20 protein-coding genes and 1 pseudogene are annotated in these 22,610 nt (G+C 73.7%); 7 read left to right on the forward strand and 14 right to left on the reverse strand.

Translation table 11 applies throughout. From position 1 onward, the window contains the following. Nucleotides 1-113 precede the first annotated feature (113 nt). Complete coding sequence (locus J116_RS23135) at nt 114-1,409, reverse strand: exo-beta-N-acetylmuramidase NamZ family protein (protein ID WP_023589466.1); 1,296 nt, start codon at nt 1,407-1,409, stop codon at nt 114-116. 160 nt (nt 1,410-1,569) lie between these two features. Between J116_RS23135 and J116_RS23140 the strand changes: the two genes are divergently transcribed. Both J116_RS23140 and J116_RS23145 read left to right on the forward strand, forming a co-directional pair. Beyond that, nucleotides 1,570-2,334, forward strand: a complete 765-nt coding sequence (locus tag J116_RS23140) for an SDR family oxidoreductase (protein WP_023589467.1) — start codon at nt 1,570-1,572, stop codon at nt 2,332-2,334. Nucleotides 2,335-2,408: 74 nt separating this feature from the next. Next, complete coding sequence (locus J116_RS23145) at nt 2,409-3,005, forward strand: TetR/AcrR family transcriptional regulator (protein WP_023589468.1); 597 nt, start codon at nt 2,409-2,411, stop codon at nt 3,003-3,005. A 109-nt stretch (nt 3,006-3,114) separates the two neighbouring features. Here J116_RS23145 and J116_RS23150 read toward each other — a convergent pair whose 3' ends face one another. The 4 genes from J116_RS23150 to J116_RS23165 form a co-directional block, all read right to left on the reverse strand. Then, nucleotides 3,115-4,329, reverse strand: a complete 1,215-nt coding sequence (locus tag J116_RS23150; protein WP_023589469.1) for an acyl-CoA dehydrogenase family protein — start codon at nt 4,327-4,329, stop codon at nt 3,115-3,117. A gap of 2 nt (nt 4,330-4,331) precedes the next feature. After that, nucleotides 4,332-5,354, reverse strand: a complete 1,023-nt coding sequence (locus tag J116_RS23155; protein ID WP_023589470.1) for a phosphotransferase family protein — start codon at nt 5,352-5,354, stop codon at nt 4,332-4,334. A 133-nt stretch (nt 5,355-5,487) separates the two neighbouring features. Continuing rightward, nucleotides 5,488-5,733 (reverse strand): MBL fold metallo-hydrolase, encoded by a 246-nt coding sequence (locus J116_RS31405; RefSeq protein ID WP_023589471.1) that lies wholly within the window; start codon nt 5,731-5,733, stop codon nt 5,488-5,490. 281 nt (nt 5,734-6,014) lie between these two features. After that, nucleotides 6,015-6,311, reverse strand: coding sequence for a hypothetical protein (locus J116_RS23165; protein ID WP_023589472.1), 297 nt, complete (start codon nt 6,309-6,311; stop codon nt 6,015-6,017). Nucleotides 6,312-6,394: 83 nt separating this feature from the next. Between J116_RS23165 and J116_RS23170 the strand changes: the two genes are divergently transcribed. Continuing rightward, nucleotides 6,395-7,327, forward strand: a complete 933-nt coding sequence (locus J116_RS23170) for an NADP-dependent oxidoreductase (RefSeq protein WP_023589473.1) — start codon at nt 6,395-6,397, stop codon at nt 7,325-7,327. A 192-nt stretch (nt 7,328-7,519) separates the two neighbouring features. Here J116_RS23170 and J116_RS23175 read toward each other — a convergent pair whose 3' ends face one another. The 3 genes from J116_RS23175 to J116_RS23185 are packed head-to-tail and all read right to left on the reverse strand — an operon-like array spanning nt 7,520 to nt 8,785. Continuing rightward, complete coding sequence (locus J116_RS23175) at nt 7,520-7,840, reverse strand: DUF202 domain-containing protein (protein ID WP_037948212.1); 321 nt, start codon at nt 7,838-7,840, stop codon at nt 7,520-7,522. After that, complete coding sequence (locus tag J116_RS23180) at nt 7,837-8,229, reverse strand: YidH family protein (protein WP_028964438.1); 393 nt, start codon at nt 8,227-8,229, stop codon at nt 7,837-7,839. The genes J116_RS23175 and J116_RS23180 overlap by 4 nt, the downstream gene beginning before the upstream one ends. Next, nucleotides 8,222-8,785, reverse strand: a complete 564-nt coding sequence (locus tag J116_RS23185) for an NUDIX domain-containing protein (protein WP_023589476.1) — start codon at nt 8,783-8,785, stop codon at nt 8,222-8,224. Before J116_RS23185 ends, J116_RS23180 begins: the two co-directional genes overlap by 8 nt. 172 nt (nt 8,786-8,957) lie before the next feature. Here J116_RS23185 and J116_RS23190 point away from each other — a divergent pair, with 172 nt between their 5' ends. Beyond that, on the forward strand, nt 8,958-10,613 hold the full coding sequence (locus J116_RS23190; RefSeq protein WP_023589477.1) for an FAD-binding dehydrogenase: 1,656 nt from the start codon (nt 8,958-8,960) through the stop codon (nt 10,611-10,613). Nucleotides 10,614-10,641: 28 nt separating this feature from the next. On the opposite strand, the gene J116_RS31545 is transcribed toward J116_RS23190, so the two are convergent. The 3 genes from J116_RS31545 to J116_RS23205 form a co-directional block, all read right to left on the reverse strand. Further along, entirely contained in the window at nt 10,642-11,439 is a 798-nt protein-coding gene (locus J116_RS31545) for an ASCH domain-containing protein (RefSeq protein WP_023589478.1), read from the reverse strand. A 78-nt stretch (nt 11,440-11,517) separates the two neighbouring features. Next, nucleotides 11,518-12,921: a GntP family permease gene (locus J116_RS23200; RefSeq protein WP_023589479.1), complete on the reverse strand. Its 1,404-nt coding sequence runs from the start codon at nt 12,919-12,921 to the stop codon at nt 11,518-11,520. Between the two features lie 89 nt (nt 12,922-13,010). After that, on the reverse strand, nt 13,011-13,520 hold the full coding sequence (locus J116_RS23205; RefSeq protein WP_023589480.1) for a gluconokinase: 510 nt from the start codon (nt 13,518-13,520) through the stop codon (nt 13,011-13,013). Nucleotides 13,521-13,672: 152 nt separating this feature from the next. On the opposite strand from J116_RS23205, the gene J116_RS23210 reads away from it, so the two are divergent. Next, on the forward strand, nt 13,673-14,416 hold the full coding sequence (locus J116_RS23210; protein ID WP_023589481.1) for a FadR/GntR family transcriptional regulator: 744 nt from the start codon (nt 13,673-13,675) through the stop codon (nt 14,414-14,416). A gap of 176 nt (nt 14,417-14,592) precedes the next feature. Next, entirely contained in the window at nt 14,593-16,056 is a 1,464-nt protein-coding gene (locus J116_RS23215; RefSeq protein ID WP_023589482.1) for an amino acid permease, read from the forward strand. A 34-nt stretch (nt 16,057-16,090) separates the two neighbouring features. Here the strand turns inward: J116_RS23215 and J116_RS23220 are convergent, their stop codons facing one another. The 3 genes from J116_RS23220 to xylB all read right to left on the reverse strand — a co-directional run bounded on the left by J116_RS23220 (nt 16,091) and on the right by xylB (nt 21,368). Then, nucleotides 16,091-17,017 carry a pseudouridine synthase gene (locus tag J116_RS23220; protein WP_028964439.1) on the reverse strand — a complete coding sequence of 309 codons (927 nt, stop codon included), beginning with the start codon at nt 17,015-17,017 and terminating at the stop codon, nt 16,091-16,093. Between the two features lie 584 nt (nt 17,018-17,601). Continuing rightward, on the reverse strand, nt 17,602-19,911 hold the full coding sequence (gene yicI / locus J116_RS23225) for an alpha-xylosidase (protein ID WP_023589484.1): 2,310 nt from the start codon (nt 19,909-19,911) through the stop codon (nt 17,602-17,604). Beyond that, a complete protein-coding gene (xylB, locus tag J116_RS23230; protein ID WP_023589485.1) occupies nt 19,908-21,368 on the reverse strand; it encodes a xylulokinase in 1,461 nt (486 codons plus the stop codon). The genes yicI and xylB overlap by 4 nt, the downstream gene beginning before the upstream one ends. A gap of 127 nt (nt 21,369-21,495) precedes the next feature. Here xylB and xylA point away from each other — a divergent pair. Further along, nucleotides 21,496-22,609, forward strand: a pseudogene (xylA, locus tag J116_RS23235) (xylose isomerase). Nucleotide 22,610 lies beyond the last annotated feature (1 nt).

Genomic DNA, 22,610 nt, shown 5'->3' on the forward strand with positions numbered 1-22,610 from the left:
CGATCTCCGCCACGTCCCCCCACTGGTACGGAAGGGCCGCGCGCGGCGCTCGACCCGGCGCGCCACGGGAATGTGACGTCCCGTCACCCGTTGGCGCGGCACCCGCGCCCCGTTCAGCGGTACAGCAGGTACTCCTCGCGCACCGCCCGGAACGCGGCCAGATCCCGCTCCCACGCCGCCGCCACCTCGTCGGGACCGGCGCCCGCGTCGATCAGCGTCCGCACGGTCGCCGTGCCGGTCAGCTTGTCGATCCAGCGGTCGGCGCGCCACGCGAACCCGCTCCACGTCCGCTTCGCCGTCACCAGCAGCCCGATCCCGGTCCGTACGGGGTCGAACGCCGCCCGGTCGTGGACGTGCAGCTGCACCCCGCCGACCGTCTTCCCCTGGAACTTCGAGAACACGGGCGCGAAGTACGCCTCCCGGAACGCGACGCCCGGCAGGTCCAGGGCGTTCGCCGCCTCCGCCCACCGCCGGTCCACGCCCTCGGCGCCCAGCAGCTCGAACGGCCGGGTCGTGCCGCGCCCCTCCGACAGGTTCGTGCCCTCGAACAGGCAGGTCCCGCCGTACACGAGCGCCGTGTCGGGCGTCGGCATGTTCGGGCTCGGCGGCACCCACGGCAGCCCCGTCGCGTCGAACGGGTCCCGGCGCCGCCACCCCGACATCCGCACGGTCTCCAGCGGCACGGGCCGCGCCAGGAACTCGGCGTTGAACAGCAGCGCCAGCTCCGCCACGGTCATCCCGTGCACCTGCGCGATCGGCTCCCGGCCCACGAACGTCGCGTACGCGCGGTCCAGCACCGGCCCCAGTGCGGCCCGCCCGCCGACCGGATTGGGCCGGTCAAGGACGACGAACCGTTTCCCCGCCAGCTCCGCGGCGACCATGCAGTCGTACATGGTCCAGATGTACGTGTAGAAGCGCGCGCCCGCGTCCTGGATGTCGAACACGACCGTGTCCACGCCCGACGCGGCGAACACGTCCGCCAGCGCGCGCCCGCTCTTGCCGTACGTGTCGTACACCGGCAGCCCGGTCGCCGGGTCGTCGTACCGGCCCTCCGAGCCGCCCGCCTGGGCGGTGCCCCGGAAGCCGTGCTCGGGCCCGAACACCGCGACCAGGCGCACCCGTTCGTCAGCGTGCATCACGTCGACGATGTGCCGTACGTCTGCGGTGACCCCGGTCGGGTTGGTCACCACGCCCACCCTCTGCCCGTCGAGCACCCCGTACCCGTCGGCCGCCAGCCGGTCGAAACCGGTCCGCACCCGCCGCCCGGCACCCGCCCCGGCCGCCCCCGCGGCCTCGGCCGCCGCCTCGGCGGCCCCGGCTCCGGCGCCCGGCGCCGCCGCCCCCGTCGCGCCGGCCACCGCCAGCGCACCCCCCGCCACCGCCAGCAGACCCCTTCTGGACACGCTCATGGGAGACCTCCGTGATCGTTCCGTCACGCTCGGGCATGAGACCTCGCAGGCTAGCGCGGCACCCCTTCCCGCTGGACATACCGACCGGTTAGTCTGCCCGTCGTACGGCCGGTCCTCGCGGTCGGCCTCCCGGTGGGAACACGGCGAAGGGATTGCGGGCATGAGCACGTTCCAGGGCGCACACGTGGTCGTCACAGGGGCGGGCGGCGGCATCGGCGCCGCGCTGGCGCGCCGGTTCGCCGCCGAGGGCGCCCGCGTCGTCGTCAACGACCTCGACCCGGAGCGCGCCAAGGCCGTCGCCGACGAGATCGGCGCCGTCCCGCTGCCCGGCGACGCCTCCGCCGTCGTGGACGAGGCCCGCGACGCCCTGGACGGCACCGTCGACGTCTACTGCGCCAACGCCGGGCTCGCCTCGCCCGGTGACGCCTTCGCCGACGAGGAGGTGTGGGCGGCCGCCTGGGACGTGAACGTCATGGCCCATGTCCGCGCCGCCCGCGCCCTGCTGCCAGGCTGGCTGGATCGGGGCTCCGGCCGGTTCGTGTCCACCGTCTCGGCGGCCGGGCTGCTGACCATGATCGGCGCCGCCCCGTACAGCGTGAGCAAGCACGGCGCGTACGCCTTCGCGGAGTGGCTGTCCCTCACGTACCGGCACCGGGGGATCAAGGTCCACGCGATCTGCCCCCAGGGCGTGCGCACGGACATGCTCAGCGCCGCCGGAACGGCCGGGGAACTGGTCCTCGCCCCCACCGCCATCGAGCCCGACGACGTCGCGGAGGCGCTGTTCGCGGGGATGGCGGAGGACCGGTTCCTGATCCTCCCGCACCCCGAGGTCGCCGACTACTACCAGGTCCGCGCGGCCGACCCGGAGCGCTGGCTCGGCGGGATGAACCGGGTCCAGCGGACCTGGGAGGCCACCGGGCGGTGATCCTGGTACGGACTAGTGGGAAGATCGGTCGGGCGACCAGCCGACCGGACGACGACGAGGAGAGGTGGCGGCACATGGCCAGGACGACGGACGGGAGCGGCACCACACCCGTCCCCCGCAGGCTGCTGGCCGCCGCCACCCGCCTCTTCGCCGAGCGGGGCTACGACCGGACCTCCGTCCAGGAGATCGTCGAGGCGGCCGGTGTCACCAAGGGCGCCCTCTACCACTACTTCGGGTCCAAGGAGGACCTGCTGCACGAGGTGTACGCGCGCGTGCTGCGCCTCCAGCAGGAGCGGCTCGACGCCTTCGCGGACGCCGACGCGCCGGTGGAACAGCGGCTGCGGGACGCGGCGGCCGACGTCGTCGTCACCACCATCGAGAACCTGGACGACGCCGCCATCTTCTTCCGCTCCATGCACCATCTGAGCCCGGAGAAGAACCGGCAGGTCCGCGCCGAGCGGCGGCGCTACCACGAGCGGTTCCGCGCCCTGATCGAGGAGGGCCAGCGCTCCGGCGTGTTCTCGTCGGCCACCCCGGCCGACCTGGTGGTGGACTACCACTTCGGCTCGGTGCACCACCTGTCCACCTGGTACCGGCCCGACGGCCCCCTCGGCCCCCGCGAGGTCGCCGACCACCTCGCCGACCTCCTGCTGCGCGCCCTGCGCCCGTAGGGCCCCGCGCCGTTCGGCTCGCGCCGTTCGGGGCCGCGCGCCTCGGGTGTCGCGCCGTTCGCCCCGCGCCGCCGCCCGGGCCCCGGCCGCGCCGGGGCCCGGGCTCACGTCACGCGTACCGCTTCAGCTCGCGCCGGGCCAGGGACCGCTGGTGGACCTCGTCCGGCCCGTCGGCGAGCCGGAGCGTCCGGGCCGACGCCCACAGCTCCGCCAGCGGGAAGTCCTGGCTGACCCCGCCCGCCCCGTGCAGCTGCACCGCCCGGTCGATGATGTCCACGACCGTGCGCGGCGTCGCGATCTTGATGGCCTGGATCTCCGTGTGCGCGCCCCGGTTGCCGACCGTGTCCATCAGCCACGCCGTCTTCAGCACCAGCAGCCGCAGCTGCTCGACGGCGACCCGGGCGTCCGCGATCCACGCGTGCACCTGCCCCTGCGCGGCGAGCGGCTTCCCGAAGGCCGTACGGGACACGGCGCGGCGGCACATCAGCTCGATCGCCCGCTCCGCCATGCCGATCAGGCGCATGCAGTGGTGGATGCGGCCGGGCCCGAGCCGGGCCTGCGCGATGGCGAACCCGCCGCCCTCCTCGCCCACCAGGTTCGCGACCGGCACCCGCGCCCCGTCGAACACGACCTCGGCGTGCCCGCCGTGGGAGTGGTCCTCGTACCCGTACACCCGCATCGCCCGCCGCACCTCGACGCCCGGCGTGTCGCGGGGCACCAGCACCATGGACTGCTGGCGGCGCACATCGGGGTTCCCGGGGCCGGTCTTGCCCATCACGATGAAGATCCGGCAGTCCGGGTTCATCGCCCCGGAGATGTACCACTTGCGGCCGGTGACGACGTACTCGTCGCCGTCCCGCTCGATCCGCGTCTCGATGTTCGTCGCGTCCGACGAGGCGACCTCCGGCTCGGTCATCGCGAACGCGGACCGGATCTCCCCGGCGAGCAGCGGCTCCAGCCACCGCTTGCGCTGCTCCTGGGTGCCGAACTGGGCGAGGACCTCCATGTTGCCCGTGTCCGGGGCGGCGCAGTTCAGGGCGGTCGGCGCGAGGTGCGGGGAGCGGCCGGTGATCTCCGCGAGCGGCGCGTACTGGAGGTTGGTGAGCCCGGCGCCGTACTCCTCGTCCGGCAGGAACAGGTTCCACAGCCCCCGCCGCCGCGCCTCGGCCTTCAGCTCCTCCACCACCGGCGGGGTGTCCCACGGGGAGGCGAGCTTCGCCCGCTGCTCCTCGGCGACGGCCTCGGCCGGGTACACGTGCGCCGTCATGAAGTCGAGCAGCCGCTCCCGCAGCTCCTCGGTGCGCGCGTCCATCGCGAAGTCCATGGTCAGCCCTCCTGAAGGGTGGTGAGGCCGTGCTCGATGAAGAGGGGGACCAGCTCCCCGATCCGGTCGAATCCCGCGCCGACCGTCTGGCCGAGCGTGTACCGGTAGTGGATGCCCTCCAGGATCACGGCGAGCTTGAACCAGGCGAACGCCGTGTACCAGGCGAGCCGCGACACGTCCCGGCCGGACCGGGCGGCGTACCGCTCGACCAGCTCGCCCGCCGCCGGGTGCCCGGCGGCCGACGCCGTGGTGGAGATGACGCCCCCCGGAATGTCCAGCGGCGTGCTGTACATGACGAGCAGCCCCAGGTCGGTGAGCGGGTCGCCGAGGGTGGACATCTCCCAGTCGAGGACGGCGGTGATCCGGTCGTCGTCGCCGATGAGGACGTTGTCGAGGCGGAAGTCGCCGTGGACGACGGCCGGCGCGGGCGATTCGGGCAGCTCGCGCCCGAGCGCGGCGTGCAGCTCGTCGATCCCGGCCAGCTCCCGGCCGCGCGACGCGGCGAGCTGCTTGCCCCAGCGGCGCAACTGCCGGTCCAGGAACCCGTCGGGCCGCCCGAAGTCCCCGAGGCCCACCGCCTCCGGGTCCACCGCGTGCAGCTCGACCAGCGTGTCCACCAGGCCCAGCACGGCCGCCCTGGTCCGCTCGGCGCCCAGCGGGGCGAGCTGCGCGGCCGTCCGGTACGGGGTGCCGGGCACGAAGTCCATCACGTAGAACGGCGCCCCGAGCACCGACTCGTCCTCGCACAGCAGCAGCGGCCGGGGCACCGGCACGGCGGTCGGGTGCAGGGCGCTCAGGACGCGGTGCTCGCGCCGCATGTCGTGCGCGGTGGCCAGGACGTGGCCGAGCGGCGGGCGGCGGACGACCCACCGCCGGGTGCCGTCGGTGACGGCGTACGTCAGGTTGGAGCGGCCGCCCTCGATGAGCCTCGCGTCGAGCGGGCCGCTCACCAGGCCGGGCCGCTCGCGGTCCAGCAGCGCGCGCAGCCGCTCCGGGTCGAGACCTGGCGGCGGGGCAGAGCTCATGGTGCGCACCTTTCGGGGCGGGGACGAGGCTACCCGGGCATCATGACCGACCAGTCGGTATGTCGTCCACCCCCGGGTGCGCCGGGCGCGGGCCCGCTCGGGTGCCCGTCCCCGGCCCCCCGCCCGCGCGGGCTCAGACGTTGCAGGCCACCGCCCGGCCGCCGTACATCGCCGTCGGCGGCCGCAGCGGCCCGACGGCCCGCAGCGCACCGGTCGCCAGGAGGGGCGTGCCGCCGTGGAAGACCAGGTCACCGGTGAAGACGACGCCCCGCTCCGGCGGGCGCACCATCGTGTCGCCCGCCGTGCGTGCCACGCCGGGGTGGATGAACCGCACCTCCACGCCGCCCGCGTGCAGCGTCAGCCGCTCCGTGTACGTCACGGTGGGCGCCGTGATCCGACGTCGCCGAAGTCGGTCCGCGGCCGGATCAGGTGCGGCTGCTGCCGCCCGGCGGCCAGCACCTCGCGGCCGCGCGCCTCCGGCCCGGCGACGGCCGCCCCGGCGCGGAGACGGAGTCGCCGTACGTGTGGCCGCCGTGGTGGGTGTTGAGTGGACAGGCGGACCTGCCGGTTCGGGACGGCGGGGGACGGCGGGGACAGGGCTGCTTCAGTCGCGCGCACGCGCGGCCGGGACGGAGGCGGGTGCCGGATCCGGTGCCGTGGTCAGTGGTCGTCCCAGTGCCCGTCGTGGGCGGCGTGGCGGTGGCCGTCGTGCACGTAGTCCGTGTGGTCCCCGTGCGCGACCGCCGGGTGGCCGCACCCGTCACCGTGCTCGTGGGCGTGGCCGCTGTGCGCGATGTGCTCGCCCGGCTCGCACTCGTCCCAGTGCCCGGAGTGCTCGCGGTGCAGGTGCCCGTCGTGGGCGTAGTCGACGTGGTCGCCGTGGACCACGGACCGGTGGCCGCAGGCAGGACCGTGGACGTGGGAGTGCGCCTGGTGTTCCTGATGCAGGACCGTCATGGCAGTTCCTCGGTGGGAGGGCCGCTAACACTCCCAGGTTATCCCTGTTTGCCGGGATGATCCCCTTGGGGGAGGGTCGTCCCATGAAGGCGATCAGCTACGCCCGCTACGGCGGCCCCGAGGTCCTGGAGTACGGCGACCGCCCCGACCCGAAGGTGGGCCCCGACGAGGTCCTGGTCAAGGTGCGCGCGGCGTCCGTCAACCCGGTGGACTGGAAGTGCCAGGCCGGTTACCTGGACACGATCCTGGACGCCTTCTTCCCGGTCGTCCCCGGCTGGGACGTGTCCGGCGTGGTCGTCCAGCCCGGCGTGTCCGTGCCCGAGTACGGCGTCGGCGACGAGGTGATGGGGTACGTCCGGGAGGACGTCCTGTGCCACGGCACGTTCGCCGAGTACGTCGCGGCGCCCGTCCGCACCCTCGCCCGCAAGCCCCGCACCCTGGGTTTCGAGGAGGCCGCCGCGCTGCCCCTGGCCGGCCTCACCGCGTACCAGGCGCTCCGCACGGCCCTGCGCGTACGGGACGGGGAGACCGTGCTGGTCCACGCGGCGACCGGCAGCGTCGGCTCGCTGGCCGTGCAGATCGCCCGGCACCTGGGCGCGCGGGTGCTGGGCGGGGTCCGGGAGGCGGGCGCCGACCGGGTGCGGGAGCTGGGCGGCGAGCCGGTCGTGTACGGCGACGGGTTCACCCGCCGGGTGCGCGAGCTGGCCCCGCACGGGGTGGACGCCGTCCTGGACACGGTGGGCGGTGAGCCCCTGAAGAGCTCCCCGAAGGTGCTGGCCCCGGAGGGCCGCCTCGCCTCCATCGCGGACGGCGAGGTGGTGGGCCTGGGCGGCCTGTACTTCTGGGTGCGGCCGGACGCCGACGACCTGACGGCCCTGGCGGACCTCGCCGAGGGCGGCGTGCTGACGGTGCGGGTGGCCCGGACGTACCCGCTGGAGCAGGCGGCCGAGGCCCAGCGCGCGGCGATGGGGGGCGGCCTGGGCGGCAAGGTCGTGGTCACGGTCCCCGACCACTGAGGCATTCGGCAGCCCTGGCGGCCCGGCGCGACCGCCCGTAAGGGACCGCCCGCACGGGAACCGCCGACCACCGTCCACAGGCCGCCCTGTCCGCTGCCCGCACGGAAACCGCAGGCCACGGCCCGTACGCCCGCCAGGCCGGCCACGGCCCGTACGCACGCCGAGGTCGGCCACCGCCCGTACGTTCGCCCCTCACACCACCACCGCCACCGCGAACCCCGCCAGCGCCACCGTGCACAGCGCGGCGGCCACCGCGGCCGGCATCCCCAGGGCGCGCGGGCGCGCCCGCCCCAGCGCGGCGATCCGCCGCTGCGCCACCACCAGGAACGCCACCCACACCAGGAGCGAGAGCCCCGCGCCCAGCACCCCGGCCGCCGAGACGTCCCCGCCGTGCACGGACTGCCGGGCGGCCAGCACGGCGGCGACGGTGCACGACAGCGTCGTACGGCGCCACGCCAGCCGCGTACGCTCCGGCTGAAGGCCCGGGTCGCGCCCTCCCGGCGAAGGCGTCACCCCGTCCACCCGAACAGCACCACCAGCACCATCGCCAGCGCCACCAGCCCCACCGCCAGGCTCAGCACCGCCGGGAACCGGCTCACCGGCAGGTCCTCGCCGCGCCGCATCGCCCGCTCGCACCGCACCCAGTGGTTGACCGCCCGCAGCGCGCACAGCGCCCCCGCCCCCAGCAGGACGAGCGCCATCCCCACCCGCACGCCCCACCGCAGGTCCGGCAGGAACTGGTCCACCGCGAACCCGCCGCCCACGAGCGCGAGACCGGTCCGCAGCCAGGCGAGGAACGTCCGCTCGTTGGCGAGCGAGAACCGGTAGTCCGGCGTCTCGCCCTCCTCCCGCAGCCGCTGCGGCGACAACCACAGCCGCACGCTCCGCCCGACGTCACGCACCGCGCCGTACGCTCCGTCCCGGCTCACCCGCGCCCAGCTCCCGCACAACGCGCAGCCGCTCCCACGCCGCGAGGCCGTCCGGCACCCACGTCCACTCGCCGAGCCGCCGCTCCAGCTCCTCCTCCGTCAGGAACGCGTGCCAGGCGACCTCCTCCACCTGCGGCGACACCGGCAGGTCGCAGCGCACCTCGTACACCCGCGACCACCACGAGCCGCGCCCGCCGGGCCCGTCGTCGTACAGGAACGACAGCACCGGCACCGGCTGGTCGAGGCCGCTCACCCCCAGCTCCTCCTCGGCCTCCCGCAGCGCCGCCGCGTCGTACGACTCGCCCGCGCCGACGACCCCGCCGACGAACATGTCGTACTGCGACGGGAAGAGCAGCTTCGACGCCGTGCGGCGGTGCACGAAGATCCGGTCGGCACGGTCCCGTACGAGGACGAACGCGCAGCGGTGGCGCAGCCCGCGCGCGTACACCTCCCCGCGCGGCAGCCGCCCCACCACCTCGTCCTGCTCGTCCACGATGTCGAGGATCTCCTCGGCGGGCGATGCGTTCACAGCCGGCACTCTCCTTCTCGCGCTTCCGCGTTCCTGCGTTCCTGTGTACCTGCGTTGCCGCCACGTGCTCCGCCACGGGACTTCTTCGGCCGCTTCGGAGGGTTGACGCGGTTACCGCCGCGTACGGAAGATGCGGACCACTCCGATCATCCCCCGGAAGGACGGAAAACCGATGGCCTACGACGCTGACGTGATCGTGATCGGCGCGGGCCTCGCCGGCCTCGTCGCCACCGCCGAACTGGTCGCCGCGGGACGCAGCGTCATCCTCCTCGACCAGGAACCGGAGCGGTCCATCGGCGGCCAGGCCCACTGGTCCTTCGGCGGTCTTTTCCTGGTGGACTCGCCCGAGCAGCGCCGTATGCGCGTCCGCGACAGCCGCGACCTGGCGCTCCAGGACTGGCTGGGCACGGCCGGGTTCGACAGGCCCGAGGACCACTGGCCGCGCCGCTGGGCGGAGGCGTACGTGGACTTCGCGGCCGGTGAGAAGCGCGCCTGGCTGCACCGGCGGGGCGTCCGCTTCTTCCCCGTCGTCGGCTGGGCCGAGCGCGGAGGCTACGACGCCACCGGGCACGGCAACTCCGTCCCGCGCTTCCACATCACCTGGGGTACGGGCCCCGGCCTCGTCGCCCCGTTCGAGCGCCGCGTCCGCGACGGCATCGCCCGGGGGCTCGTACAGGCCCGGTTCCGCCACCGCGTCACCGGCCTCGGGCGCACCGGGGGCGTGGTGGACACGGTGAGCGGGGAGATCCTGGAGCCGTCGGACGCCCCGCGCGGCACGGCCAGCAGCCGCGAGGTCACCGGCGCGTTCGAGTACCGCGCGCAGGCGGTCGTCGTCACCTCCGGCGGCATCGGCGGCAACCACGACCTGGTCCGCGCCCAGTGGCCCGAGCGGCTCGGCACCCCGCCGCAGCGGATGCTGTCCGGGGTGCCCGCGCACGTGGACGGGCTGATGCTGGGCATCGCGGAGGCGGCGGGCGCGCACCACATCAACCGCGACCGCATGTGGCACTACACCGAGGGCGTCGAGAACTGGAACCCGGTCTGGGCCCGCCACGGCATCCGCATCCTGCCCGGCCCCTCCTCGCTGTGGCTGGACGCGCTCGGCCGCCGCCTGCCCGTGCCGCTGTTCCCCGGCTTCGACACGCTCGGCACGCTGGAGCACATCATGCGGACCGGCCACGAGCACACCTGGTTCATCCTCGACCAGAAGATCATCGGCAAGGAGTTCGCGCTGTCCGGCAGCGAGCAGAACCCGGACCTCACCGGCAAGTCCGTACGGGACGTCATCGGCCGCGCCCGCGCCGACGTGCCCGCGCCGGTGCGGGCGTTCATGGAAAAGGGCGTGGACTTCGTCGTGGAGCGCGACCTGTCCGCCCTGGTGCGCGGCATGAACGCGCTCACGGGCGAGCCGCTGATCGACGAGGACGCGCTGCGCCGCGAGATCGTCGCCCGCGACCGGGAGATCGCCAACCCGTTCACCAAGGACCTCCAGGTCACCGCCATCCGGGGCGCCCGCAGATACCTCGGCGACCGGCTGATCCGCACGGCCGCCCCGCACCGCATCCTCGACCCGAAGGCGGGCCCGCTCATCGCCGTGCGGCTGAGCGTCCTCACCCGCAAGTCGCTGGGCGGCCTGGAGACGGACCTGTCGTCGCGTGTCCTCACGGCCGGGGGCGATCCGCTGCCGGGCGTGTACGCGGCGGGCGAGGCGGCCGGCTTCGGCGGGGGCGGCGTCCACGGCTACCGCGCCCTGGAGGGCACCTTCCTCGGCGGCTGCCTGTTCTCCGGCCGGACAGCCGGCCGCGAGGCGGCCCGAGCGGTGTCCTGACGGCCCGCCGGGCCACCGCCCCACGCCCTTACGCCCCCTCAGGGACCGGGGTGCCCTGGTGGTAGTACAGCCGCCACGGCGCGCCCGTGCCGTCGGTGGCCGCGCGCCAGAGGGAGGAGCGGCGGGCGCGGCGGCCGTCCATGACCGTCTCGTACGTCAGGTGCACCACGCCCGGCGCGAGCAGCACCCCGCTCATGCCGGACACCCTGTACGCGGGCCCGTCCGCCGCGCTGCCATCCATCTCCGGCAGCTCCGCCAGCATCTCGTCCCGCGTCCAGCGCCGCCCCGACCGGCCGACCTCGGTGAAGTCCGGGTCCAGCAGCCGCGCCGCCTCCGCCCTCGACGACCGTACGGCCGGGTCCGCCAGCCGCAGTTCGCCCGCGAGGGCCGCGGCGACCGGGTCCAGGACCTCGGCCACGCGGAACCGTTCCGCCACCACCCGGGTCGTGTCGTCCACCGTGAAGCCCGGGTCCCCGAGCGCGGCCCGCATGGCGTCGCCGTGCCAGAACCTCTCGTGCGCGGCCCGCCAACGGGCCACCGTCCGGTGGCCCTCGCCCTCGTCCACGGCGTGCCGCAGGTCCACCTCGGCGAGCGGCAGCACCCGCACCTCCGTCACCTCGACCACGGCGACCGGCCGGCCCGCGGAGTCGAGCAGCGCCGACCGCGTACCGGCCACCGGCAGGGGCTCGCCCTCCCTCTCGTACTCCGCGAGCAGACCGGTCGTCGTCGTCTTCGCCCCGGTCAGGACGGCGGCCACCAGCCGGTCGCGCAGCGGGCCGGGGAAGGCGAGTTCGTACGGGGGCAGGCCGAGGTGGTGATCCGTCATGCGCCGTAGCGTGACACGGAAGCGGGCCGGGGCGCACTCCGATCAGAAGGCGCCCCGGCCCGGTCGGGCGGCGTCGCCCTACAACACCAGCGACAGCAGCAGCACGAACACGATGCCGACGACCGAGATGATCGTCTCCATCACCGACCAGGTCTTGACCGTCTGGCCGACGTCCATGCCGAAGTACTCCTTCACCAGCCAGAACCCGGCGTCGTTGACGTGGCTGAAGAACAGCGACCCGGCGCCGATCGCCAGCACCAGCAGCGCCGCGTGGGAGGCGGACATGTCGGCGGCGAGCGGCGCGACCAGACCGGCCGCGGAGATCGTCGCCACGGTCGCGGAACCGGTCGCGAGGCGGATCGCCACCGCGATCAGCCAGCCGAGCAGCAGGGCGGGAATCGCCCAGTTCTCCGACAGGTCGAGGATCATCCGGCCCACGCCGATGTCGATCAGCGTGGTCTTGAAGCCGCCGCCCGCGCCGACGATCAGCAGCACACCGGCGATGGGCGCCAGCGACTTCTCCACCGTGCGGGAGATCCGGTCCTGGGTGAACCCGGCCGCGCGGCCCAGCGTGAACAGCCCGACGAGCACGGCCGCGAGCAGCGCGATCAGCGGCGAGCCGATGATGTCCGTGACCCGCTGGACGCCGTGGGACGGGTCGTCCACGACGATGTCCACGAGCGCCTTGACCATCATCAGCACGACCGGCAGCAGCACGGTGGCGACGGTGACCCCGAACCCGGGCCGCTTCACCGGCCCCGCGTCCTCCGTGGTCCGCTGCGGCAGCATGCCGTCGGGCGCGGGGATGTCCACCCAGCGGGCGGCGTACCGGGAGAACAGCGGCCCCGCGATGATCACGGTCGGTATGGCGACGAGGAGGCCCAGCGCGAGCGTGATGCCCAGGTCCGCGCCGAGCGCGTCGATGGCGACCAGCGGGCCGGGGTGCGGCGGGATCAGACCGTGCATCACGGACAGGCCGGCCAGCGCCGGGATGCCGATCCGCATCAGCGAGTAGTTGCCGCGCTTGGCGACCATCAGCACGACCGGGATCAGCAGCACGATGCCGACCTCGAAGAACAGCGGCAGGCCGATCACGGAGGCGATCAGGACCATCGCCCACGGCATGGCCCGCCCGCTCGCCCGCGCCAGGATCGTGTCCACGATCTGGTCGGCGCCGCCCGAGTCGGCGAGGAGCTTGCCGAGGATCGCGCCGAGCGCGACGAGCACACCCACCCCGGCGACCGTCGAGCCGAGGCCGCCGGTGAACGACGAGAGGGTCTTGTCGAGCGGCGCCCCCGCGAAGACGCCCAGCGCCAGCGAACCGATCGTCAGGGCGAGGAAGGCGTGCAGTTTGAACCGGGTGATGAGGACGACGATGAGGGCGATGCCGGCGAGCACGGCGATGCCCAGCCGGGCGTCGCCCGCCGAGGTGATCGGTTCGGCGGCGTCCGCTGCCAGCATCTCCACGCTGAGTCTGGTCACGGTGAGTCCTTGGGAGAGGGGGATCGGGGAGGGGGATCAGGAAGAGGGGGAGCGGGATCAGGAAGGGAAAGGGAGACGGGGGGAGAGGATCAGGGGAACGTGCGGGTCAGCGCGGCCACGGCCCGGTCGGTGATCTCCTCCGGCGAACCGGAGACATCGACGGCCACCCCCGCCTCGTCCTCGCCGAGCGGCTGGAGCGTCGCGAACTGCGAGTCGAGCAGCGCCGTCGGCATGAAGTGGCCGCGCCGCGCCGCCATCCGCTCCTCGATGAGTGCCCGGTCGCCGGTCAGGTGCAGGAACACCACGCCGGGCGCGGCCGCCCGCAGCCGGTCCCGGTACGCGCGCTTCAGCGCCGAGCTGCTCACCACCCCGCCGAGCCTCGCGCGCCCCCCGGCCCACCGGCCGATCGCGTCGAGCCACGGCCACCGGTCCGTGTCGTCCAGCGGGACACCGGCCGACATCTTGGCGATGTTCGCCGGGGGGTGGAAGTCGTCGCCCTCCGCGTACGGCACGCCGAGCCGTTCGGCGACCAGCGGTCCGATGGTGGTCTTGCCGGTCCCGGCGACCCCCATCACCACGACGACCAGGGGCTTGTTCATGGCTGAGTGCCTCACTGTCCAGGTCTGAGCTGTGCGACACCGCGTGCGGCGTCGGAACACTGAAACCCATTGGGTACGACGTATTCAAGTCCCTGTGACGTAATAGTCGTACTTTTTGTTCTCCGTCTTCCGCGGCGCATAGGCTTGCCCCCATGACGACTCAGGCCCAGGGGCTCCATACGCATGTGCTGGACGCCCTGGGTCTCGCGATCACCGCGGGGGAGTACCCGCCCGGCAGCGTCCTGCGCACCGACGACCTGGCCCAGCGGTTCGACGTCTCCCGCACGGTCGTGCGCGAGGTGGTCCGCGTCCTGGAGTCCATGCACCTGGTCGCCTCACGCCGACGCGTCGGCGTGACCGTCCTGCCGACCGAGCGGTGGAACGTGTACGACCCCCAGGTCATCCGCTGGCGGCTCGCCGGCACCGACCGCCCCCGCCAGCTCCGCTCGCTCACCGTCCTGCGCTCGGCGGTCGAACCGGTCGCCGCCGGACTCGCCGCGCTGCACGCCACGCCCGAGCAGTGCCGCGCCCTCACCGAGGAGGCCCTCGGCATGGTCGCCACCTCACGCGGCCGTCGGCTGGAGGCGTACCTCGTGCACGACGTCGCCTTCCACCGGGTCGTCCTCAACGCCTCCGGCAACGAGATGTTCGCCCGCCTCGGCGACGTCGTGGCGGAGGTCCTCACCGGCCGCACCCACCACCACGTCATGTTCGACGACCCCGACCCGGCCGCCGTCACGCTCCACGTCCAGGTCGCGGAGGCCGTACGGGAGCGGGACGCGGTCCGCGCGGAGGAGCTGACCCGGCAGATCGCGCTCGGCGCCCTCCGGGAACTCGACGTCCTCGCCCCCGGCGCCGAGCGCCCCGCCGACCCCGCCCCGCATACCGGCGCGTAACCTCAAAAACGCCTCAGATCTACCCCTACGCCCCTTTTCTGTGACATCAGCCACAGCCAACGGCCCCCTCTGCTGTGACGATGTCCCGCGTGCCCGCCGCCGGACGACCCACCCCGTCACCAGGCGCAGAGCGGCGCACCGCACGATGCTCCCCTCACAAAGGCGAACCCCTCTCCATGAGCGACCGCACGCTGTCCGCGGGCCCCGCCCCGGACACCGCCGCCCCGGCACGCCCGGACGCGCCCCCCGTCGACGCCGGTGACATCGGCTACAGCAAGGACCTCAAGTCCCGGCACGTCAGCATGATCGCCATCGGCGGAGCGATCGGCACCGGTCTCTTCCTCGGTGCGGGCGGCCGCCTGGCGGGCGCCGGACCGTCCCTCGCCATCGCGTACGCGGTCTGCGGCGTCTTCGCCTTCTTCGTCGTCCGCGCCCTCGGCGAGCTGGTCCTCTACCGCACCTCGTCCGGCGCGTTCGTCAGCTACGCCCGTGAGTTCATGGGCGAGAAGGGCGCCTACACGGCCGGGTGGCTGTACTTCCTCAACTGGTCCACCACCGCCGTCGCGGACATCACCGCCGCCGCCACCTACGCCCACTTCTGGTCGATGTTCAGCGACATCGACCAGTGGGTCCTGGCGCTCATCGCGCTCGCGATCGTCCTCGCCGCGAACCTGATCTCGGTGAAGTACTTCGGCGAGATGGAGTTCTGGTTCGCCATCGTCAAGGTCGCCGCCCTGGTGATCTTCATGTGCGTCGGCATCTTCCTCGTCGCCACCTCCCACGACGTCGGCGGCCACACCCCCGGCCTCCACACGATCACCGACAACGGCGGAATCTTCCCGCTCGGCATGCTCCCGCTGCTGCTCGTCGTCCAGGGCGTCGTCTTCGCGTACGCCTCGGTCGAGCTGTGCGGTGTCGCCGCGGGCGAGACCGAGGAGCCCGAGAAGGTCATGCCCCGGGCCATCAACTCGATCATGTGGCGCGTGGGCCTGTTCTACGTCGGCTCGGTCGTTCTCCTGGCGTGGCTGCTCCCGTACACCGCCTACTCCGGCGACCAGAGCCCCTTCGTCACCGTCTTCGACGAGCTCGGCGTGGCAGGCGCGTCCCATGTGATGAACTTCGTCGTCCTCACGGCCGCGCTGTCCAGCCTCAACTCGGGCCTGTACTCCACCGGCCGCATCCTGCGCTCGATGGCGATGGCCGGTTCGGCGCCGAGGTTCACCGCCCGGATGAACCGGGGCCAGGTCCCGTACGGCGGCATCCTCCTCACCGCCGGGTTCGGCGTCCTCGGCGTGGGCCTCAACTACCTGATGCCGGGCGAGGCGTTCGAGCTGGTGCTCAACTTCGCGTCGATCGGCATCATCGGCACCTGGGGCATGATCATGCTCTGCTCGCTGGTGTTCTGGTGGCGCGCCAAGGAGGGCAAGGTCACCCGGCCCGCCTACCGGCTGCCGTGGGCCCCGTACACGCAGATCGTCACACTGCTGTTCCTGGCGTCGGTGCTGTTCCTGATGTGGTGGGGCGGCGGTGTCGGCCGCACCACCGTGGCGTGCGTCCCGCTGATCGCCGCGCTGCTGGTGGGCGGCTGGTTCCTGGTCCGCAAGCGGGTGGCGGCGCTGGCGGCGGGGCGCGAGGACTGAACCCCGCACGGCTCGTCCCGTACGCCTCCACGGCTCACCCGGGCGGCCACGCGAGCCCCAGCCGGCTCTCGAACCGCACGGGTGAGCCGTCGTACGGGTCGGTGAACTCCAGGACGCGCGCCAGCAGCCGCAGCGGGCGCGCGTAGTCCTCGGGCCCGTCCTCCCGGACCACCGGATACAGCGGGTCGTCCAGGATCGGCACGCCCAGCGCGCTCATGTGGACGCGCAGCTGATGGGTGCGGCCCGTCTCCGGGACGAGCCGGTACCGGGCGAGGCCGCCCCGCCGCTCGACCAGTTCGATGCGGCTCTCGCTGTTCGGCTCGGCGCCGGGCACCTCGTACGCGGCGACGACCCCGCGCTCCTTGACGATGTGGCTCCGCACGGTCACCGGCAGCGCCAGGTCCGGGTCGTACGGGGCGAGCGCCTCGTACTCCTTGCGGACCCGCCGGTCTCGGAACAGCGTCTGGTACGCGCCCCGGTCCTCGGGCCGTACGACGAACAGCACAAGACCGGCGGTCAGCCGGTCCAGCCGGTGCGCGGGCTGGAGGTGCGGCAGTCCCAGGCCCCGCCGCAGCCGGGCGAGGGCCGTCTCGGTCACATGGCGGCCGCGCGGGGTGGTGGCCAGGAAGTGCGGCTTGTCCGCCACGACGATCCGCTCGTCGCGGTGGACGACCCCCACCTCGAACGGCACCGGCTCCTCGGGCGGGAACTCCCGGTGGAACCACAGGGTCCGCCCGGCCGCGTACGGCTCGTCGCCCGCCACGGCCCGCCCGTCGGCCCCGACGAACGCCCCGTCGGCGAGCATGGCATCCACCCGGTCCACCCCGATGACGTGCCCGTACCGCTCGGTCAGGTGCTCCCGCAGGGTCGCCCACCGCCCGACGGGCAACCGCACCCGAACAGCGTCCACCCCGTCCCGCTGCCCCAACGGCCCGACACCCCCACGCCCACGACGCCCCATCCCCCCAACCTAACCGACCCCCCACTTCTGGCTCCCGCACGGCCCGGTACCAGTCAACCGGTCCCAGCAGGCGTCCCACAGGACCACGGAAGCCCCCCGGCTGAAGCCGAGACCCTCCGGGGGGGCGGCCACACCGCGGGGCGCCCCGCGCCTCGCGGTGTGGCGGCGACGCACAACCAGCTGTGGCAACTGGCCCGCCAGGGTCCCAGACGGTTGTGGACAGCTGGCTCGCCAGGGGCAGGACGGGTGCCCCGCCGGGAGGGTCGGCACCATGGGTGCCCCGCCCGGAGGGCCCCCACCTGTACGTGAGGCGTTGGACGGCGCCATCCCGCAGGTCCGCTGTGCCCACCCTCCCCCAAGGTCTCGGCTTCGCTCGACCAGAGGGGACCCCCATCGCCCTGGGGGTCCCCCCCTGGACGAAGCCCTTGGGGGAGGACCAGCTGCCCACAGCGGAAGCGGCCCCGCAAGGCCGCACCCCCCATTACAGGGCAGCCGGGGCGCGCCAGGCACCGGGGCACAGGGCTCACCCCGCAAGACCAGCCCGCCCCGCAAGACCAGCCCCCCCCCCGCACGGGCGCTCGGGGTCACCGCGCAGGTACCACGACCTCCCGCACACCACGCCCAGCGCCCCCGCCCACCACCCGCACACGGAACTCCCCGGCACCCCCGGCCGAGACCACCCGCACCGCCCCGCCCTCACCCCGCACCACGGAGAACCGCCCCGCCTCCGCCCCGGAGCGATCCGGCACCACCACCGTCACCCCGTCCGCGTCGGGCTGGACCAGCAGGGTCAGACCTTCCAGCCAGTCCCCGTCGGGCCGCTGGTCGTCCGCTCCCAGCGGCAGCACCGCCCCGGGCCGCACGTACAGCGGCAGGCTGTCGTACCCGTGCCGTTCCCGCCGCCACCCCGGCCCCGTCACCCGCTCCCCGGTCAGCAGATGCGTCCACGTCCCGGCCGGCAGGTAGAACTCGACCTCCCCGTCCGCCGAGAACACCGGCGCCACCAGCAGATCCGGCCCGAGCATGTACTGCCGGTCCAGGGTCCGGCACCCCGGATCGCCGGGGAACTCCACCAGCATGGGCCGCATCAGCGGCACCCCGGTCCGGTGCGCCTCCACCGCCGCCCCGTACAGGTACGGCATCAGCCGGTGCTTCAGCTCCGTGAACTGCCGCGCGACGTCCACCGCCTCGTCGCCGAACTCCCACGGCACCCGGTACGACATGTTCCCGTGCAGCCGACTGTGCGACGACAGCAGCCCGAACGCCAGCCACCGCTTGAACACCGCGGGCTCCGGCGTCCCCTCGAACCCGCCGATGTCATGGCTCCAGAACCCGAACCCGGACAGCCCCAGCGAGAGACCGCCGCGCAGCGACTCCGCCATCGCCTCGAACGACGCGAAGCAGTCGCCGCCCCAGTGGACCGGGTACTGCTGGCCGCCCGCCGTCGCGGACCGCGCGAACAGCACCGCCTCCCCTCGCCCGCGCTCCCGCTCCAGCAGCTCGAACACGCACTGGTTGTACAGGTGGGTGTAGTAGTTGTGCATCCGCTCCGGATCGGAGCCGTCGTGCCAGACCACGTCGGTCGGGACGCGCTCCCCGAAGTCCGTCTTGAAGCAGTCCACGCCCTGGTCGAGCAGGACCTGCAGCTTCTCCTGGTACCAGGCGCGCGCCGCCGGACTGGTGAAGTCCACCAGCGCCATCCCGGCCTGCCACAGGTCCCACTGCCAGATGTCGCCGTTCGGCCGCCGCACCAGATGCCCGAGCGCCGCTCCCTCCGCGAACAGCGTGGACTTCTGCCCGATGTACGGGTTGATCCACATGCTCACCCGCAGCCCGCGCTGCTTGAGCCGCGCCAGCATGCCCGCCGGGTCGGGGAAGGTCTCCGGGTCCCACTGGAAGTCCGACCACTGGTACTCGCGCATCCAGAAGCAGTCGAAGTGGAACACCGACAGCGGGATCTTCCGCTCCGCCATCCCGTCGACGAACGACGTGACGGTCTCCTCGTCGTACGAGGTGCAGAACGACGTGGTCAGCCACAGCCCGAACGACCAGGCGGGCGGGAGCGCCGGGCGGCCCGTCAGCGCCGTGTAGCGGTTCAGGACCTCCTTCGGCGTCGGCCCGGCCACCACGTAGTACTCCAGCGTCTGGTCCTCGACGCTGAACTGCACCTGCCCCACCGACTCGGAGCCCACCTCGTACGACACCCGGCCCGGGTGGTTGACGAAGACCCCGTACCCCCGTGACGACAGGTGGAAGGGCACGTTCTTGTACGCCTGTTCGCTGCTGGTGCCGCCGTCGGCCTGCCAGATGTCCACGCTCTGGCCGTTCTTCACGAACGGGGTGAAGCGCTCCCCGAGGCCGTACACGTTCTCGCCGACGGCCAGTGCGAGCTGCGCCACCATGTGGTGCGCCCCGTCCGCGTCCACGACGAACGCGGTGCCCTTCGGTCCGACTTCGGTGAGCCGCCGCCCGTCAGCGTCCAGGAACGTGAGCCCCCACGGCCCGTCCCGGTCGAGCCGTACGGTCAGCGGGCCGCTGGTCAGCTCGGTCACCGAGCCGTCCCGCCGGGTCCGCGCGAAGCCCCCGCCGCCCGCACCCCCGCCCGAGGCCCCGGACCCGCCGCCCGTGCCGGTGGCGCCGGGCAGCGCGAACTCCGGCCCCCGGTGGGCCTTCCCCGCGTGGTGGGTGGCGCGCACGCCGATCACCCCCTCGGCGGGGGAGAAGCACTCCACGGTCAGCAGCGGCGAGTTGAGCGTGTGGCCCCGGTGCTCGACCCGCCTGACCGCCGCGTACGCGGTGAAGTGGTCGGCGCTGACGTGCAGATCGCGCACCTCGGTCGCGTACGAGGCGCGGACCCCGTCACGCATCAGCCAGAAGCCGTCGGTGAACTTCATCGGTGTCCCTGTGTGGTGAGGAGAGCGGTTGCCCGGTCGAGTACGGCGGCGATCCGGTCCAGGGTTTCACGGTCGGCGGCGACGGCCGGCAGCGTCTCGCCCTCACCGGTCCGCCACCCGGCCGCGACGGCCACCGGGTCGCCCCCGCCCGCCGCCCCGGCCGCCAGCGCGGCGGCCCCGACGGCGACGAGTTCGGTCGTACGGGGGATGACGACGGCCCGCCCGGACAGCCGCCGCACCGTCTCCACCCACGCGCGCCCGCGCGCCCCGCCGCCGACGAGCCGCAGCGGCGCGTCGCCCCCGGCCCCGCCGGGCAGCGCGTCCAGGGCGCGCAGCAGCGCGAACACGGCGCCCTCGTAGGCGGCGCCCAGCAGCTGTGCGGGGGTGGTCGTGTGGCGCAGCCCGGTCATCAGGCCGGAGGCGCCCGGCAGGTCGGGAGTGCGCTCACCGTCGAGGTACGGCAGGACGACGGCCTCCCCGCCCGGCACCGCGTCCTCCCGGTCAAGTCCGAGCAGCGCGGCGATCCGGTCGACGGCGAGCGTGCAGTTGAGGGTGCAGCCCAGCGGCAGGTACGTGCCGTGCCCGTCGGCGGCGGCGAACCCGGCGAGGGCCGCCGTCGCGGGCCGCGTACGGGTCGCCGCGAACACGGTGCCGGACGTGCCGAGGGACACGGCCGGGTGGTCGAGCAGCCCCGCCGCGCCGAGGCCCAGGCCGACGGCGGCGGCCATGTTGTCGCCCGTCCCGGCGGCCACGGCGATCCCGCCGGGCAGCCCCAGCGCCCCGGCCGCCCCCGCGGTGAGCGTCCCGACGCGCGTACCGCCCGAGGGGGCCACCTCCGGCAGCAGCGCCCGGTCGAGTGCGAGCAGGTCGAGCAGTTCCGTGTCGTACGCCCCGGTCGCCGTGGAGTACCAGCACGTCCCGGAGGCGTCGCCCGGGTCGGTGACGGCCGTCCCGGTGAGCCGCTCGGTGAGGTAGTCGTGGGGGAGGCGCACGGCGGCGGCGGCTTCGGCGGTGCGCGGCTCGTTCTCCCGCAGCCAGCGCCACTTGGCGGCCGTCATGGACGCCACCGGTACGGAGCCGGTGCGCCCCAGCCACGCCGGGGCGCCCAGCTCGGCGGTGAGCGCGGCGGCCTGGGGCGCGGAACGCGTGTCGTTCCACAGCAGCGCGGGGCGCAGCGGCTGCCCGGCGCGGTCCAGGGCGACAAGCCCGTGCTGCTGTCCGGCGACCGCGATCCCGGTCACCGCGCGCGGGTCGGCCCCGGCCTCCTTCAGCCCGGCCGCCACGGCGGCACCGAGCGCGTCCCACCACTGGAGGGGATCGCTCTCCCGGGCGCCGCCCTCGCCGGTCACGGTGTGCGGGGCGCGGCCCACGGCGAGGAGCCGACCCGTCGCGGCGTCCACGACGGCCGCCTTGGTGGACTGCGTCGAGCTGTCCACGCCGATGACTAGGGAGTCCATGTTTTGATCGTACACAAAACAAATCCCCTCTCAAGGGTGCTTCTACGGGTCAGCCCTCTTGGCCGGGAAGCGCGCCTAAGCTATTAGTAATCAAAGAAAACAAATCGTTCGACCCGAGGGAACGACCATGCCGGAGCGCTACACCCCCACCCCCGAGGACAGGTTCACCTTCGGTCTGTGGACCGTGGGCTGGCGGGGGGGGGGGCCCCGCCCTCGGCGCGTACGGCGTCACCTTCCACGACGACGACCTCGTCCCGTACGGCTCCTCCGACACCGAGCGGGAGACGGCGGTCAAGCGGTTCCGCGAGGCCCTGGACCGCACCGGCCTGAAGGTGCCGATGGCCACCACCAACCTGTTCACCCACCCCGTCTTCAAGGACGGCGCGTTCACCGCCAACGACCGCGACGTCCGCCGCTACGCGCTCCGCAAGACGATCCGCAACATCGACCTCGCCGTCGAGCTGGGCGCCACGACCTATGTGGCGTGGGGCGGCCGGGAGGGCGCCGAGTCGGGCGCCGCCAAGGACGTGCGGGTGGCGCTGGACCGGATGAAGGAGGCGTTCGACCTGCTCGGCCAGTACGTCACCGAGCAGGGCTACTCCCTGCGCTTCGCCGTGGAGCCCAAGCCCAACGAGCCGCGCGGCGACATCCTGCTGCCCACCATCGGCCACGCCCTCGCCTTCATCGAGCGCCTGGAGCGCCCCGAACTCGTCGGCGTCAACCCGGAGACCGGCCACGAGCAGATGGCCGGGCTCAACTTCCCGCACGGCATCGCCCAGGCCCTGTGGGCGGGCAAGCTGTTCCACATCGACCTCAACGGCCAGTCCGGCATCAAGTACGACCAGGACCTCCGCTTCGGCGCGGGCGACCTGCGCCAGGCGTTCTGGCTGGTGGACCTGCTGGAGAGCGCCGGATACGACGGCCCGCGCCACTTCGACTTCAAGCCCGTCCGCACCGACGGCTCCGACGGCGTGTGGGAGTCCGCGAAGAACTGCATGCGCAACTACCTCGTCCTCAAGGAGCGCGCCGCCGCCTTCCGCGCCGACCCCGAGGTGCGCGAGGCGCTCAAGGCGTCCCGCCTCCACGAACTGGCCCGCCCCACCGCCGAGGACGGCCTCGCCTCCCTCCTCGCCGACCGCGCGGCCTTCGAGGAGTTCGACGCGGACGCGGCCGCCGAGCGCTCCATGGCCTTCGAGCGCCTCGACCAGCTGGCCCTCGACCACCTGCTCGCCACCCGCTGAC

This window comes from Streptomyces thermolilacinus SPC6, assembly GCF_000478605.2.
Lineage (GTDB): Bacteria > Actinomycetota > Actinomycetes > Streptomycetales > Streptomycetaceae > Streptomyces > Streptomyces thermolilacinus.

What these genes read in the sequence shown, in the direction of transcription:
- J116_RS23135 (WP_023589466.1), bottom strand. Translation starts at nt 1,409, where the DNA reads ATGAGCGTGTCCAGAAGGGGTCTGCTGGCGGTGGCGGGGGGTGCGCTG.
- J116_RS23140 (WP_023589467.1), top strand. Translation starts at nt 1,570, where the DNA reads ATGAGCACGTTCCAGGGCGCACACGTGGTCGTCACAGGGGCGGGCGGC.
- J116_RS23145 (WP_023589468.1), top strand. Translation starts at nt 2,409, where the DNA reads ATGGCCAGGACGACGGACGGGAGCGGCACCACACCCGTCCCCCGCAGG.
- J116_RS23150 (WP_023589469.1), bottom strand. Translation starts at nt 4,329, where the DNA reads ATGGACTTCGCGATGGACGCGCGCACCGAGGAGCTGCGGGAGCGGCTG.
- J116_RS23155 (WP_023589470.1), bottom strand. Translation starts at nt 5,354, where the DNA reads ATGAGCTCTGCCCCGCCGCCAGGTCTCGACCCGGAGCGGCTGCGCGCG.
- J116_RS23165 (WP_023589472.1), bottom strand. Translation starts at nt 6,311, where the DNA reads ATGACGGTCCTGCATCAGGAACACCAGGCGCACTCCCACGTCCACGGT.
- J116_RS23170 (WP_023589473.1), top strand. Translation starts at nt 6,395, where the DNA reads ATGAAGGCGATCAGCTACGCCCGCTACGGCGGCCCCGAGGTCCTGGAG.
- J116_RS23190 (WP_023589477.1), top strand. Translation starts at nt 8,958, where the DNA reads ATGGCCTACGACGCTGACGTGATCGTGATCGGCGCGGGCCTCGCCGGC.
- J116_RS31545 (WP_023589478.1), bottom strand. Translation starts at nt 11,439, where the DNA reads ATGACGGATCACCACCTCGGCCTGCCCCCGTACGAACTCGCCTTCCCC.
- J116_RS23205 (WP_023589480.1), bottom strand. Translation starts at nt 13,520, where the DNA reads ATGAACAAGCCCCTGGTCGTCGTGGTGATGGGGGTCGCCGGGACCGGC.
- J116_RS23210 (WP_023589481.1), top strand. Translation starts at nt 13,673, where the DNA reads ATGACGACTCAGGCCCAGGGGCTCCATACGCATGTGCTGGACGCCCTG.
- J116_RS23215 (WP_023589482.1), top strand. Translation starts at nt 14,593, where the DNA reads ATGAGCGACCGCACGCTGTCCGCGGGCCCCGCCCCGGACACCGCCGCC.
- J116_RS23220 (WP_028964439.1), bottom strand. Translation starts at nt 17,017, where the DNA reads ATGGGGCGTCGTGGGCGTGGGGGTGTCGGGCCGTTGGGGCAGCGGGAC.
- yicI (WP_023589484.1), bottom strand. Translation starts at nt 19,911, where the DNA reads ATGAAGTTCACCGACGGCTTCTGGCTGATGCGTGACGGGGTCCGCGCC.
- xylB (WP_023589485.1), bottom strand. Translation starts at nt 21,368, where the DNA reads ATGGACTCCCTAGTCATCGGCGTGGACAGCTCGACGCAGTCCACCAAG.